The organism is Silvimonas sp. JCM 19000 (genome assembly GCF_054652575.1).
In genome coordinates this window covers 1-15,537 of record NZ_BAAIHC010000046.1, presented here as the reverse complement: position 1 = coordinate 15,537, position 15,537 = coordinate 1, and the positions used below count along the sequence as shown (strand labels likewise).

The window sequence follows — 15,537 nt, the reverse complement described above, 5'->3', positions numbered from 1 at the left end:
CTTCGTCCGCGCAAATTTTTCCTTAGCCATTTCGCTAATTCCTTAATAGTCAGAATTTAAAGGCCCAGCGGCATGCCGCCGGGCGTCGTGATTCAATTATTTCTTGTTCGCCATGATGGCGTCGGCAACGTGCTTCGGCGCTTGCGAGTAGTGCTTGAACTCCATGGAGTACGTAGCACGACCCTGCGACATCGAACGCAGCGTGGTCGAGTAACCAAACATCTCGGACAACGGCACTTCCACCTTGACCATCTTGCCGCCGGCAGGGTTGTCATCCATGCCCTGGATGATACCGCGACGGGAAGACAGATCGCCCATGATGTCGCCCATGTATTCTTCAGGCGTTTCGATTTCCACGGCCATCATCGGCTCGAGGATAACCGCACCGGCGCGACGCATTGCTTCCTTGAATGCCAGCGAGCCAGCAAGTTCAAAGGCGATTTGCGACGAATCGACATCGTGGTACGAACCGAAGGTCAGATGAACGGAAACGTCCACCACCGGGAAGCCAGCCAGCACGCCAGCCTTCAGCGTGTTCTGGATACCCTTGTCCACCGACGGGATAAATTCGCGGGGAATCGTGCCACCCTTGATTTCGTCGAAGAACTGGTAACCCTTGCCTTCGCCAGACGGTTCAACCGTGATCACGCAATGGCCGTACTGACCCTTACCACCGGACTGCTTGGCGTGCTTGCCTTCGATATCCTTCGCCACCTGGGTGATGGTTTCGCGGTAAGCAACCTGCGGCGCGCCGACGTTGGCTTCAACGCCGAATTCACGCTTCATACGGTCAACCAGAATTTCCAGGTGGAGCTCGCCCATACCAGAAATAATCGTCTGACCCGATTCTTCATCGGTACGAACGCGGAACGACGGATCTTCCTTGGCCAGGCGGTTCAGGGCAACGCCCATCTTTTCCTGGTCGGCCTTGGTCTTCGGTTCGACAGCAACGTGAATCACCGGATCCGGGAAGATCATGCGTTCGAGGATAATCGGGGCATCGAGCGAACACAGGGTTTCACCAGTGGTGACATCCTTCAGGCCGATCGCTGCGGCGATATCGCCCGCGTGAACTTCGTCGATTTCCTTACGATCGTTGGCGTGCATCTGCACGATACGACCGATACGTTCTTTACGGTCTTTCACCGAGTTCAGAACCGAATCACCTTGCTTGACCACGCCCGAGTAAACACGGAAGAAAGTCAGCTGACCGACATACGGGTCGTTCATCAGCTTGAATGCCAGTGCCGAGAACGGCGCGGTATCCGAAGCTTCACGCGTAGCAGGTTGCTCGCGATCATCAGTACCACCGACCGGGGGAATATCAACCGGGGACGGCAGGAATTCGATCACGGCGTCCAGCATGCGCTGTACACCCTTGTTCTTGAATGCGGTACCGCACAGCATCGGCTGGATTTCGCAAGCGATGGTACGAGTGCGGATGGCCGACACGATTTCTTCTTCGGTCAGCGTACCTTCTTCAAGGTACTTGTTCATCAGCTCTTCGTTGGCTTCAGCAGCCGACTCAACCATCTTTTCGCGCCATTCTTCAGCGACAGCTTGCAGCTCTGCCGGGATTTCGCGGTATTCAAACTTCATACCTTGCGAAGCTTCATCCCAGAAGATGGCCTGCATCTTGATCAGATCAACCACGCCTTCAAAGCCGTCTTCAGCGCCGATAGGAATAACCACCGGTACCGGGTTGGCTTTCAGACGCGTCTTCATCTGCTCGACCACGCGGAAGAAGTTGGCGCCGGAACGGTCCATCTTGTTCACGAAGGCCAGACGCGGCACTTTGTACTTGTTAGCCTGACGCCATACGGTTTCAGACTGGGGCTGCACACCACCTACCGCGCAATACACCATACATGCGCCATCCAGTACGCGCATGGAACGTTCCACCTCGATGGTGAAGTCCACGTGCCCCGGGGTGTCGATGATGTTGAAGCGGTGTTCCGGAAACTGCATACCCATACCTTTCCAGAAGGTCGTGGTTGCAGCCGAAGTAATGGTAATACCGCGCTCTTGCTCTTGCTCCATCCAGTCCATGGTGGCAGCGCCGTCGTGAACCTCACCAATCTTGTGGTTCACACCGGTGTAGAACAGGATACGCTCGGTCGTGGTGGTCTTGCCTGCATCAATGTGAGCGGAGATACCGATGTTACGGTAGCGCTCAATAGGAGTATTACGGGCCACGATGATTTCCTTAAGCGTTGTGCATTAGAAGCGGTAGTGCGCGAACGCCTTGTTCGCTTCTGCCATGCGGTGAACTTCGTCGCGCTTCTTCATCGCGCCGCCACGACCTTCCGCGGCATCAAGCAGCTCACCAGCCAGACGCAGATCCATGGACTTTTCGCCACGCTTGCGAGCCGCGTCGCGCACCCAACGCATCGCCAATGCCAAACGACGGCTGGGACGGACTTCGACAGGTACCTGATAGTTGGCACCACCGACGCGACGGCTCTTAACCTCGACGATCGGTTTCGCGTTATTGATTGCAGTCGAGAATACTTCCAGCGCGTTCTTGCCGGTCTTCTTCTCGATCTGGGCCAGTGCACCGTAAATGATGCCTTCGGCCACGGACTTCTTGCCGTCAATCATGACGACGTTCATGAATTTGCTCAGTTCCTGGCTGCCGAATTTAGGATCCGGCAGAACGTCGCGTTTGGGAACTTCTCTGCGTCTTGGCATGATATTGCTTCCTTGATGTGACATTCAGTCGGGGACAATTGCTGATCCCCACGGCCATCCATAAGACGGCCACTTACTCGACGGCTTTGATGTGTGCCGCCGACCACACAGCCATTACGCCTTCGGGCGCTTGGCGCCGTACTTCGAACGGCTTTGCTTACGATCTTTAACGCCTGCGGTATCCAGGGAGCCGCGCACGGTGTGGTAACGCACACCCGGCAAATCCTTGACACGACCGCCGCGGATCAGCACAACGCTGTGCTCTTGCAGGTTGTGGCCTTCACCGCCGATGTACGAAATGACTTCGAAACCGTTGGTGAGACGTACCTTGCACACTTTACGCAGTGCGGAGTTCGGCTTTTTCGGCGTTGTGGTGTACACGCGAGTGCACACGCCACGCTTTTGAGGGCAGGCTTCGAGCGCGGGAACCTTGCTCTTCACCACTTCCTTCTCGCGGCCCTTGCGGACCAGCTGATTGATAGTTGGCATTGTTAAAAACTTCCTTGAGTTTACACACCCCTCACGGGGCCTTTTTCTGGCCGCCAGGCCACATGGACCGGGCCACCAAATGAAGCTAGCGACGTTCAGCAGGCTGAGCGTCGCCAGAAAAGTCGTAGATTTTAAGAAAATCAAGCGCTTGACGTCAAGCGCATTCGGCTCGGAGCCCGGGATTCCGGGCTCCTGCCTGTTTTATTGGCCTTCGTCCTGACCAACGGTGGCAAATGCGGCCTCCGCTGCCAGCATTTCTGCCGACGGTGCATCCGGATTGGCCGGAGCACGTTTGCGACTGCGGTGGTATGCCAGACCGGTACCGGCCGGGATCAAACGACCCACGATCACGTTTTCCTTCAGACCGCGCAGTTCGTCGACCTTGCCCATGATGGCGGCTTCGGTCAGAACACGTGTGGTTTCCTGGAACGATGCGGCCGAGATAAACGAATCGGTCGACAACGAAGCCTTGGTAATACCCAGCAGGATGTTCTCGTACTGCGCCGGTTGTTTACCTTCGGCAACCATCTTGTCGTTCATGCTCAGTACTTCAGCACGTTCAACCTGTTCACCCAGGATAAAGCCGGTATCACCCGAAGCCGAAATCACCACACGACGCAGCATCTGACGCACGATTACTTCGATGTGCTTGTCGTTAATCTTCACGCCCTGCAGTCGGTAAACTTCTTGCACCTCTTGCACGATGTAACGCGCCAGCGCCTCGATACCTTGCAGACGCAGGATATCGTGCGGATCGATCGGGCCGTCGACAATGTTTTCACCGCGGTTCACGACTTGACCATCGTGCACCATCACGTGCTTGTCTTTCGGGATCAGGTATTCATGAGCCATGCCGTCCGGATCAGTAATGATCAGACGTTGCTTGCCCTTGGTGTCCTTACCGAACGACATCGTGCCGGTGATTTCCGCCAGCATGCCGGCGTCTTTCGGCGAACGCGCTTCGAACAGTTCCGCAACGCGCGGCAGACCACCGGTAATGTCGCGGGTCTTGGCGGTTTCTTGCGGAATACGCGCCAGAACTTCACCCACGCCCACAACCTGACCGTCCTTCACGGTAATGATCGAGCCTACCTGGAAGGTAATCGTTACCGAAGTATCGGTACCGGTCAGCTTCACATCGTGGCCGTTTTCATCGGTCAGTTTAACCAGCGGACGCACGCCCTTGGACGCACCCGCCTTACGCTTCGGATCGATCACGACCAGGGTCGACAGACCGGTCACATCATCCACCTGTTTAACGACGGTGGCGCCTTCTTCGACGTTCTCGAAGCGCACCTGACCGGCGTACTCGGTAATGATCGGACGGGTGTGCGGGTCCCACGTGCCCAGCACGGCGCCGGCCTTGACCGCTTCGCCATCCTTGACCATCAGCGTAGCGCCGTACGGCACCTTGTGACGTTCACGCTCACGACCGTTGTCATCCAGCACCAGCACTTCGGCCGAACGCGCGATGACCAGCTGCTCGCCCTTGGTGTTGGTCACGTAGCGCATGTTGGCGCTGTACGCGATATGACCATTGGACTTGGTCTCAACCTGGCTAGCCGCTGCTGCTCGCGATGCCGCACCACCGATGTGGAACGTACGCATGGTCAGCTGGGTACCCGGCTCACCGATCGACTGCGCCGCAATAACACCCACAGCTTCACCGGCGTTGACGCGATGACCGCGGCCCAGATCGCGGCCGTAGCACGAAGCGCACAGGCCGTAACGGGTTTCGCAAGTCAGCGGCGTGCGTACACGCACTTCGTCCACGCCCATGGCGTCGATCTGATCAACTTCGTCTTCACCCAGGATGGTGCCCGCTTCGATCGCGGTTTCTTGCGAAGCCGGATCAACGATATCGACCGCAGCCACACGACCCAGAATACGGTCGCGCAGTGCTTCGATGACGTCACCGCCCTGCACCACTGCCTTCATGGTCACGCCGTACTTGGTGCCGCAATCGTCCTCGGTCACCACCAGATCTTGCGTCACGTCGACCAGACGACGGGTCAGGTAACCCGAGTTAGCGGTCTTCAACGCGGTATCGGCCAAACCCTTACGGGCACCGTGCGTCGAGTTGAAGTACTGCAGAACGGTCAGACCTTCGCGGAAGTTGGTCGTAATCGGCGTCTCGATAATCGAGCCATCCGGCTTGGCCATCAAACCCCGCATACCAGCCAGCTGGCGGATCTGCGCTGCGGAACCCCGAGCGCCCGAGTCGGCCATCATGTACAGCGAGTTGAACGACTCTTGATCAACCGTCTTGCCTTCGCCGTCGACAACCTTCTCTTTACCGAGTTGGTCCATCATCGCCTTGGCAATCTGGTCACCGGCACGGCCCCAGATATCGACCACTTTGTTGTAGCGCTCGCCTTGCGTCACCAGACCGGAGCTGTATTGCTGCTCGATCTCTTTGACTTCGGCGTTGGCTGCAGCCAGCAGTTCGACCTTCTTGGCCGGAACCAGCATGTCGTCGACGCAAATCGAGACGCCACCGCGCGTGGAATACGCAAAACCGGTGTACATCAGTTGATCGGCAAACACGACGGTGTCTTTCAGACCGCAACGACGGAACGATGCGTTGATCAGACGACCGATTTCTTTCTTCTTCAGTGCCTTGTTGATGTGGCTGAAGTCCAGGCCCTTCGGCAGGATTTCAGACAGGATGGCACGGCCGACGGTGGTATCACGACGCACCATCTGCGCTTGCCATTCACCGGCATCATCACGCACAAACTCTTTCAGACGCACCGAGATGCGGGTCTGCAGCGTGACCACTTTGTTTTCATAAGCACGATGCACTTCGCGCACGTCGGTGAACTTCATGCCTTCACCAGCCGCGTTGATCGCTTCGCGGGTCATGTAGTACAGACCCAGCACGATATCCTGCGACGGCACGATGATCGGCTCGCCGTTAGCGGGCGACAGCACGTTGTTGGAGGCCAGCATCAGCGTGCGGGCTTCCATCTGCGCTTCCAGCGACAACGGCACGTGAACAGCCATCTGGTCACCGTCAAAGTCGGCGTTGAATGCCGCGCAGACCAGCGGATGCAGCTGGATCGCCTTGCCTTCAATCAGTACCGGCTCGAACGCCTGGATACCCAGACGGTGCAGCGTCGGCGCGCGGTTCAGCAGCACCGGATGCTCGCGGATGACGTCTTCCAAAATGTCCCACACCACCGCTTCTTGCGCTTCGACCATTTTCTTGGCCGCTTTGATGGTGGTGGCCAGGCCCATCACTTCCAGCTTGTGGAAAATGAACGGCTTGAACAGTTCCAGCGCCATCAGTTTCGGCAAGCCGCACTGATGCAGACGCAGGTACGGGCCCACGGTAATCACGGAACGACCCGAGTAATCGACGCGCTTACCCAGCAAGTTCTGACGGAAACGACCGCCCTTACCCTTGATCATGTCAGCCAGCGACTTCAGCGGACGCTTGTTGGCACCGGTCATTGCCTTACCGCGGCGACCGTTGTCCAGCAGCGAATCCACCGATTCTTGCAGCATGCGCTTTTCGTTACGCACGATGATGTCCGGCGCGCGCAGCTCAAGCAGACGCTTGAGACGGTTGTTCCGGTTGATCACGCGGCGATACAAGTCGTTCAGATCGGAGGTCGCGAAGCGGCCACCATCCAGCGGCACCAGCGGGCGCAGCTCAGGCGGCAGCACCGGCAGCACTTCCATCACCATCCAGTCCGGCTTGATGCCCGACTTGTGGAAGGCCTCGAGCACTTTCAGGCGCTTGGCGATCTTCTTGATCTTGGTGTCCGACGAGGTCGATTCGAGTTCTTGACGCAGGGTCGCGATCTCGTTGTCAGCGTCCAGATTGCGCAGCAGTTCACGGATGCCTTCGGCGCCCATCAACGCAACGAATTCGTCGCCGTATTCTTCAACCTTGTCGAAGTAGTCTTCTTCGGTCAGCAGTTGACCGCGTTGCAGCGGGGTCATACCCGGCTCAACCACGATGAATGCTTCGAAGTACAGCACGCGCTCGATATCGCGCAATGCGATATCCAGCACCATACCCAGGCGCGAGGGCAGGCTCTTCAGGAACCAGATGTGCGCAACCGGGCTGGCCAGCTCGATGTGGCCCATGCGTTCGCGACGAACCTTGGACAGCGTGACTTCAACGCCACACTTTTCGCAGATCACGCCGCGGTGTTTCAGACGCTTGTACTTGCCGCACAAGCATTCGTAGTCTTTGATCGGCCCGAAAATACGGGCGCAAAACAGACCGTCACGCTCAGGCTTGAACGTACGGTAGTTAATGGTCTCAGGCTTCTTCACTTCGCCATACGACCAGGAACGGATCTTCTCGGGCGAGGCCAGCCCGATCTTGATCGCGTCGAATTCTTCGTCCTGGGTGACTTGCTTGAAGAGTTCCAGTAAGCCTTTCATCTCAATCTTTCTCCTGTGAGGGTGAGGAGTCAGGTGTGAGGTACCCGCTTGCTCCAAGGCAGCGGGCACCCCTCACACCTCACATGGTCAGTTAGTTTCCAGATCGATATCGATACCGAGGGAGCGGATTTCCTTCACCAACACGTTGAAGGATTCCGGCATACCCGCATCGATGCGATGGTCACCCTTGACGATGTTCTCGTAGACCTTGGTCCGACCGTTCACATCATCCGACTTCACGGTCAGCATTTCCTGCAGCGTATAGGCGGCGCCGTAAGCTTCCAGCGCCCACACTTCCATCTCACCGAAACGTTGACCACCAAACTGCGCCTTACCACCCAACGGCTGTTGCGTTACCAGCGAGTACGGGCCAGTCGAACGCGCGTGCATCTTGTCGTCAACCAGGTGATGCAGCTTCAGGTAATGCATGACGCCAACCGAAACCTTGCGCTCAAACGGTTCGCCGGTACGGCCGTCGAACAGTTGCATCTGGGTCTTGGTGTCGTTGAAATCAAGCAGACCGGTGCGTTCGTCTTCGTCCGGGTAGGCCAGATTCAGCATTTCGTGAATCTCGCTTTCCTTGGCGCCGTCGAATACCGGGCTGGCAAACACCATCCCCTTACGCAGACCCTTGGCCAGGTTCATCACTTCAACGTCGGTGAAGTCCGAAATATCTTCGGGCTTGCCAGACGTGCCATAGATCTTGCCAATGTAGTCACGCAGTTCGGACAACTGGCGCTGTTCGTTCAGCATCTTGTCGATACGTTGGCCGATACCCTTGGCCGCCCAACCGAGGTGGACTTCCAGAATCTGACCAATGTTCATCCGCGACGGAACGCCCAGCGGGTTCAGCACGATGTCCACCGTGGTGCCATCCGCCATGTACGGCAGATCTTCCACCGGCAGAATCTTGGAAACCACACCCTTGTTACCGTGACGGCCGGCCATCTTGTCGCCCGGCTGCAGGCGACGCTTAACAGCCACGTACACCTTGACCATCTTGATCACGCCCGGCGGCAGTTCATCGCCCTGGGTCAGCTTGCGCTTTTTATCTTCAAAGCGCAGATCGAAATCGGACTTCATTTGTGCAACGAGGTCTTTCATCGATTCAAGCTGGCGCGCAGCATCTTCGTCGGCCAGACGGATATCGAACCAGTCTTGACGCGGGGTCAGATCAGCCAGGTATTCCTTGGTGATCTCGGCACCCTTGGCCAGACGCTTCGGACCGCCGTTAACAACCTTACCGACAATCATCCGCTCGATACGTTCGAACAAGTCGTTTTCAACGATACGCAGTTGATCGTTCAAGTCGGTGCGATAGCGACGCAGTTGTTCGTCGATGATGGACTGGGCGCGCTTGTCACGCTCCACGCCTTCACGGGTGAACACTTGTACGTCGATCACGGTACCGGTCATGCCCGACGGCACGCGCAGCGACGTGTCTTTAACGTCGGAAGCTTTCTCGCCGAAGATTGCGCGCAGCAGCTTCTCTTCCGGCGTCAGCTGGGTTTCGCCCTTAGGCGTCACTTTACCGACCAGCACATCACCGGCTTCGACTTCAGCACCGATGTAAACCACGCCGGACTCGTCCAGGCGGCCCAGCATGCGCTCGCTCAGGTTGGAGATATCACGGGTGATTTCTTCCGGGCCCAGCTTGGTGTCACGCGCCATCACCGACAGTTCTTCGATGTGGATCGAGGTGTAGCGATCATCTGCCACCACCTTCTCCGAGATCAGGATCGAATCCTCGAAGTTGTAGCCATTCCACGGCATGAACGCGATGGTCATGTTCTGACCCAGCGCCATTTCGCCCAGATCGGTCGAAGCGCCATCCGCAATCACGTCGCCACGAGCGATACGATCACCGCGCGCAACCACCGGACGCTGGTTAATGTTGGTGTTCTGGTTGGAACGCGTGAACTTGGTCAGGTTGTAGATATCCACACCGGTTTCGCCGGCCGGAGTCTCATCATCGTTGACGCGGATCACGATACGGGTGGCATCGACAAAGTCGACCACGCCGCCACGCAGTGCCGCCACAGCGGTACCCGAATCGACCGCGCAAGTGCGCTCGATACCGGTGCCAACCATGGGCTTTTCAGCGCGCAGACACGGTACGGCCTGACGCTGCATGTTCGAACCCATCAAGGCACGGTTTGCATCATCGTGTTCCAGGAACGGAATCAGCGAAGCAGCCACGGACACGATCTGGCTCGGGGCCACGTCCATGTATTGCACGCGATCCGGCGTGGCGATGATGGTTTCACCGTGTTCACGGCAGGTGACCATGTCGTCGATCAGGGTGCCGGCATCGTCCAGCTCGGCATTAGCCTGAGCGATGACGTACTTGCCCTCTTCGATCGCGGACAGGTATTCGATTTCGTCGGTGACTTTGCTATCCACCACCTTGCGATACGGGGTCTCAAGGAAACCGTATTCGTTGGTGCGGGCGTAGCAAGACAGCGAGTTGATCAGACCAATGTTCGGACCTTCCGGCGTTTCAATCGGGCAGACGCGACCATAGTGAGTCGGGTGCACGTCACGGACTTCAAAGCCCGCGCGTTCACGCGTCAGACCGCCCGGGCCCAGTGCCGATACACGACGCTTGTGCGTGATCTCGGACAGCGGGTTGGTCTGGTCCATAAACTGCGACAGTTGCGACGAACCGAAGAATTCCTTGATCGCGGCCGAAACCGGCTTGGCATTGATCAGGTCATGCGGCATCAGGTTGTCGGATTCAGCTTGCGACAGACGTTCCTTGACCGCGCGCTCAACCCGCACCAGACCGGCGCGGAACTGGTTTTCGGCCAATTCGCCCACCGAACGTACGCGACGGTTACCGAGGTGATCGATATCGTCCACGTCGCCACGGCCGTTGCGCAGTTCAACCAGAATGCCGATCACAGCAATGATGTCGTCAACCGACAGCACGCCCACGCCTTCCAGGCCTTGCGGACCCACGCGCTCGTAGAACGCACGTTGCCAACCCGGCGCCTTCTCTTCCAGACGATCCGGATAGGCACGACGGTTGAACTTCATGCGGCCCACAGCCGATAGGTCGTAACGGTCTTCCGAGAAGAACAGACCGCGGAACAGTGCTTCGACTGCATCTTCGGTCGGCGGCTCGCCAGGACGCATCATGCGATAGATGGCCACTTTGGCGGCGTACTGATCAGCTACGTCATCGTTACGCAGGCTGGCAGCGATATACGCGCCCTGGTCGATCTCGTTGATGTACAGGACACGGACTTGCGCCACGTTGGCCTGATCAAACTTGATTGCCAGTTCTTCGGTGATTTCGTCGTTACCACGTGCGATCAGCTCGCCGGTTTCCGGATTGGCAACATCATGCGCGAGCACACGGCCTACCAGGAAATCGACCGGCACCGGCAGACGCTTCAGGCCAGCGGCCTGAATGTCGCGGATACCCTTGGCGGTGACACGCTTGTCTTTCTGTACCAGTACCTTGCCGTCGTCGGCAACGATGTCAAAGCGCGCAACTTCGCCCTTCAGACGTTCTGGCACCAGTTCCATGAACAGACCGTCCTTGCCCATATGGAAGGTGTCGGTGTCATAGAACTCTTTGAGGATCTGTTCCGGCGTATAGCCCAGCGCCTTCAGCAGAATCGAAACCGGCATCTTGCGACGACGGTCGATCCGGAAGAACAGCAAGTCTTTAGGGTCGAATTCAAAGTCGAGCCACGAGCCGCGGTACGGAATGATCCGTGCCGAGAACAGCAGTTTGCCCGAGCTGTGGGTCTTGCCCTTGTCGTGCTCGAAGAACACGCCCGGCGAACGGTGCAACTGGGACACGATCACGCGCTCAGTGCCGTTGATCACGAACGAGCCATTACGCGTCATCAGCGGGATTTCGCCAAAGTACACGTCTTGCTCTTTGACTTCCTTGACGGTCGGCTTGGCGGCTTCGCGGTCCATGATGACCAGACGCACACGGGCGCGCAGCGGCGCAGCAAACGTAATACCGCGTTGCTGACACTCGATCACGTCAAAGGGCGGCTCGCCCAATACATAGTGGACAAACTCAAGACGCGCGTTTTCGTTGTGCGAAACGATCGGGAAAATGGACGTGAATGCGGCATGCAAGCCGATATTCTTGCGATCAGCGATCGATACACCCAGCTGGATGAACTCGTTATACGAGTCGATCTGGGTGGCCAGCAAAAACGGAACATCAAGGACGTTCGCGCGTTTCGCAAAGCTCTTACGAATGCGTTTCTTCTCAGTGAACGAGTAATTCATACTCACAAACTCTCCATGGAGTAGGGCGCAAAAGACAAACCGCAAAGCGCCGCCCGCGGTTGGCGGGGGAAAAACGGTTTCCGGTTTATCAACTGCCTGGCCCGGCGGCCAGTGTCAAACGGCGACACGATGTGAACAAACGCAAAAGGGCAGGCGGATTCCTCCGCCTGCCTTTCTAAACGTCCAAGGGACGATTACTTCACCTCAGCGGTAGCGCCTGCTTCCACCAGTTTCTTCTGGATGGCTTCAGCGTCAGCCTTGGAAACGCCTTCCTTGACCGGCTTCGGTGCGCCGTCAACCAGATCCTTGGCTTCTTTCAGGCCCAGACCGGTCACTTCACGCACAACCTTGATCACGCCAACTTTCTGAGCGCCAGCGCCAGTCAGGATAACGTCGAATTCGGTCTTTTCTTCAACAGCAGCAGCAGCGGCGCCAGCCGGGCCAGCAACTGCAACAGCAGCGGCGGAAACGCCGAACTTTTCTTCGAACGCCTTAACCAGGTCGTTCAGTTCCATAACGGTCAGGGCTGCAACCGCGTCGAGGATATCTTCTTTGGACAGAGCCATTTGGTATTACTCCTGAAAATCTTTGTATGAATCGAAATCGGGTTAAACGGCTTCGGCTTCGGCAGCCGGAGCTTCCGTAGCGGGTCCGCCTTGCTTTTCTGCCAGAGCAGCCAGGGCGCGGGCAAAGCCTGCAACCGGAGCCTTCATGACGTACAGCAGCTTGGACAGCAGTTCTTCGCGGCTCGGGATCGAAGCCAGGGCAGCAACGCCCGCTGCATCCAGCACCTGACCATCATAAGAACCGGCCTTGACGACGATCTTGTCGTCTTTCTTGGCGAAGTCGTTCAGCACTTTGGCTGCAGCGACCGGGTCTGCGGACACACCGTAAACCAGCGGGCCGACCATGTGGTCAGCCAGACCGGCAAACGGGGTGCCTTCAACCGCGCGGCGTGCCAGCGTGTTCTTCAGAACGCGCAGGTATACGCCGGACTCACGAGCCTGCTTGCGCAGGCGAGTCATGCTGGCAACCTCGATCCCGCGATACTCGGCAACGACGAGCGTTTGAGCGTTGGCAATTTCTGCCGCGATCTCGGCTACGACGGCCTTCTTGTCTTCGAGATTGAGACTCAAGGTCTACCTCCATTTGCTTTGAACAGGTGCACGCGAACATGCACCTCCATTCAAACGGCGACCAGTCCATCAGGAGCACCACCCCCGGCTGGGGATGGAGTAACCATGATTTATTGGGACCACCGTCTGCGCAGGGTGAACCTGATACAACCAGTTCCGGATTAAGCAGCTTGCGCCGCGCCTGCGGTCTTTGACATTCCCGGCCGGAAATCCGGCCAGGCCCAAAGTTCTTTTAGCCAGCCAGCGTAGCGGTGTCGACGCGAACGCCCACGCCCATGGTGCTGGAAACAGCCACTTTCTTCAGGTAAACACCCTTGGAAGTAGCCGGCTTGGCTTTTTGCAGTGCATCAACCAGAGCGGTCAGGTTGGCGCGCAGATCAGCGGCTTCAAACGAAGCGCGGCCGATGGTGGCGTGCACGATACCGGCCTTGTCGGTACGGTACTGAACCTGACCGGCCTTGGCGTTCTTGACGGCCTCAGCAACGTTCGGGGTCACAGTGCCAACCTTCGGGTTAGGCATCAGGCCACGCGGGCCCAGGATCTGGCCCAGTTGACCCACAACGCGCATTGCATCCGGGGAAGCAATAACCACGTCGAAGTCCAGGTTACCGGCCTTGATGGATTCAGCCAGATCTTCGAAACCGACGATCTCGGCGCCAGCAGCCTTAGCGGCTTCTGCGTTGGCACCCTGGGTGAATACAGCAACGCGAACCGACTTGCCCGTACCCTTCGGCAACACCACCGAACCACGAACAACCTGGTCGGATTTACGTGCATCGATACCGAGATTGACAGCAACGTCGATCGATTCGTTGAACTTGGCGGTAGCAGCACCCTTGACCAGGCTCAGGGCCTCATCAACAGCGTACAGCTTGTTACGATCTACAGCGGCCTTGAGGGCGGCCAGACGCTTGGAAATCTTAGCCATGTTACAGGCCCTCCACTTCAAGACCCATCGAACGAGCCGAGCCAGCCAGGATACGCACAGCGGCGTCCATGTCGGCAGCGGTCAGATCTGCTTGTTTGGTCTTCACGATTTCTTCGAGCTGAGCGCGCGTCACCTTGCCTACCTTGTCGGTATGGGGCTTCGGCGAACCCTTGGTGATGCCAGCAGCCTTCTTCAGCAGAATGGTAGCGGGCGGGCTCTTCATCACGAAGGTGAAGGACTTGTCTGCAAACGCAGTGATCACAACCGGAATCGGCAGACCCGGCTCAATGCCTTGGGTCTGGGCGTTGAACGCCTTGCAGAATTCCATGATGTTCAGACCGCGTTGGCCCAGTGCCGGACCGATAGGAGGCGACGGATTAGCCTTACCTGCGGGCACTTGCAGCTTGATATAGCCGACAACTTTCTTTGCCACGATATTTCTCCAGAATGGGTATAGCGCGGGTTACCCCGCTTCCCGAATACGCCCGAGGGCGCCACTACCGCAAACCGAGACGGCTTTAGACCTTCTCGACCTGCGAAAAATCCACATCAACCGGCGTAGCGCGACCGAAGATCAGAACCGAAACCTTGAGGCGGCTCTTGTCGTAGTCAATGTCTTCAACAGTGGCATTGAAGTCTGCAAACGGACCATCGGTCACGCGCAACACTTCGCCCACTTCGAACAACACCTTCGGCTTCGGCTTCTCTACACCTTCCTGCATCTGATGCAGGATCGCGTCGACTTCGCGCTGCGAAATCGGCGCCGGACGGTTGCCCGAGCCACCGACAAAGCCAGTGACCTTCGGCGTCGACTTGACCATATGCCAGGTCTCGTCCGTCATTTCCATTTCAACCAGCACATAGCCCGGGAAGAATTTGCGTTCGGTCAGGGCTTTACGACCACCCTTCACTTCCATCACTTCTTCTACCGGCACCAGAATCTGGCCGAACATATGTGCAACTTCGGAACGCTCGATGCGTTCTTTCAGCGCCTTTTGCACGCTCTTCTCGAAACCGGAATAAGCGTGCACCACGTACCAACGCATAGCCATTCAAACACCCCGCCAGCGATTTTTATTAACGGCCCAGGATCACACCGTAGAACAACCACGTCAGACCTGAATCGACCGCCCACATGAAAAGCGCAAGCACCCCGACAAACAGGAACACAATGCCCGTCATTTGCCAGGTTTCTTTTTTACTCGGCCACACAACCTTCTGCGCTTCCTTGACAGAATCGCGCGCATAATCCACGAAATTCCGACCAGGCTGCGAGAACCAGATGGTGGTCGCAGCAAGCAAAAGCCCCGCAATAACAAACAATACGCGGAGTGCACCCTGATCGGCCGGCACGAGATAGAACCCGGCCACGCCCAAAGCCACCAGTACAACGGCAGCCGTCATCTTGAATTTGTCGACGCTTTCCATGAGCCTGTTTTCGGAGACCGCAAATAAAATAAAGCCGCTTCCCTGTGGAAACGGCCGCGAATCTGATTCGTGGCAGGCGAGGAGGGTTTCGAACCCCCAACCCCCGGTTTTGGAGACCGGTGCTCTACCAATTGAGCTACTCGCCTACGGGGAAAGGGCGGAATTATAATCCGACCTTTCCTTCTTTGTGAAGCCTTCTACAAA

General features: G+C 57.4%; 11 protein-coding genes and 1 tRNA gene. All 12 read right to left on the bottom strand.

Annotated features, from left to right (window positions below; translation table 11 throughout):
* Positions 1 to 96: 96 nt before the first annotated feature.
* Positions 97 to 2,196, bottom strand: a complete 2,100-nt coding sequence (gene fusA, locus ACYQ1A_RS21425) for an elongation factor G (RefSeq protein ID WP_053938751.1) — start codon at positions 2,194 to 2,196, stop codon at positions 97 to 99.
* Between the two features lie 24 nt (positions 2,197 to 2,220).
* Entirely contained in the window at positions 2,221 to 2,691 is a 471-nt protein-coding gene (rpsG, locus tag ACYQ1A_RS21420; RefSeq protein ID WP_053938750.1) for a 30S ribosomal protein S7, read from the bottom strand.
* A gap of 114 nt (positions 2,692 to 2,805) precedes the next feature.
* Positions 2,806 to 3,180: a 30S ribosomal protein S12 gene (rpsL, locus tag ACYQ1A_RS21415; protein ID WP_053938749.1), complete on the bottom strand. Its 375-nt coding sequence runs from the start codon at positions 3,178 to 3,180 to the stop codon at positions 2,806 to 2,808.
* A gap of 201 nt (positions 3,181 to 3,381) precedes the next feature.
* Positions 3,382 to 7,581 (bottom strand): DNA-directed RNA polymerase subunit beta', encoded by a 4,200-nt coding sequence (gene rpoC / locus ACYQ1A_RS21410; RefSeq protein ID WP_499365759.1) that lies wholly within the window; start codon positions 7,579 to 7,581, stop codon positions 3,382 to 3,384.
* A gap of 87 nt (positions 7,582 to 7,668) precedes the next feature.
* On the bottom strand, positions 7,669 to 11,841 hold the full coding sequence (gene rpoB, locus ACYQ1A_RS21405) for a DNA-directed RNA polymerase subunit beta (protein WP_499365758.1): 4,173 nt from the start codon (positions 11,839 to 11,841) through the stop codon (positions 7,669 to 7,671).
* A gap of 194 nt (positions 11,842 to 12,035) precedes the next feature.
* Positions 12,036 to 12,407, bottom strand: coding sequence for a 50S ribosomal protein L7/L12 (rplL, locus tag ACYQ1A_RS21400; protein WP_062222942.1), 372 nt, complete (start codon positions 12,405 to 12,407; stop codon positions 12,036 to 12,038).
* Between the two features lie 42 nt (positions 12,408 to 12,449).
* Complete coding sequence (gene rplJ / locus ACYQ1A_RS21395; protein WP_062222940.1) at positions 12,450 to 12,977, bottom strand: 50S ribosomal protein L10; 528 nt, start codon at positions 12,975 to 12,977, stop codon at positions 12,450 to 12,452.
* Between the two features lie 232 nt (positions 12,978 to 13,209).
* Positions 13,210 to 13,905 carry a 50S ribosomal protein L1 gene (rplA, locus tag ACYQ1A_RS21390; protein ID WP_499365757.1) on the bottom strand — a complete coding sequence of 232 codons (696 nt, stop codon included), beginning with the start codon at positions 13,903 to 13,905 and terminating at the stop codon, positions 13,210 to 13,212.
* A gap of 1 nt (position 13,906) precedes the next feature.
* A complete protein-coding gene (gene rplK, locus ACYQ1A_RS21385) occupies positions 13,907 to 14,338 on the bottom strand; it encodes a 50S ribosomal protein L11 (protein ID WP_062222936.1) in 432 nt (143 codons plus the stop codon).
* An 85-nt stretch (positions 14,339 to 14,423) separates the two neighbouring features.
* Positions 14,424 to 14,957: a transcription termination/antitermination protein NusG gene (nusG, locus tag ACYQ1A_RS21380; RefSeq protein ID WP_053938742.1), complete on the bottom strand. Its 534-nt coding sequence runs from the start codon at positions 14,955 to 14,957 to the stop codon at positions 14,424 to 14,426.
* Between the two features lie 25 nt (positions 14,958 to 14,982).
* Positions 14,983 to 15,333, bottom strand: a complete 351-nt coding sequence (gene secE, locus ACYQ1A_RS21375; protein ID WP_499365756.1) for a preprotein translocase subunit SecE — start codon at positions 15,331 to 15,333, stop codon at positions 14,983 to 14,985.
* A 70-nt stretch (positions 15,334 to 15,403) separates the two neighbouring features.
* Positions 15,404 to 15,479 (bottom strand) — tRNA-Trp (locus ACYQ1A_RS21370).
* Positions 15,480 to 15,537 lie beyond the last annotated feature (58 nt).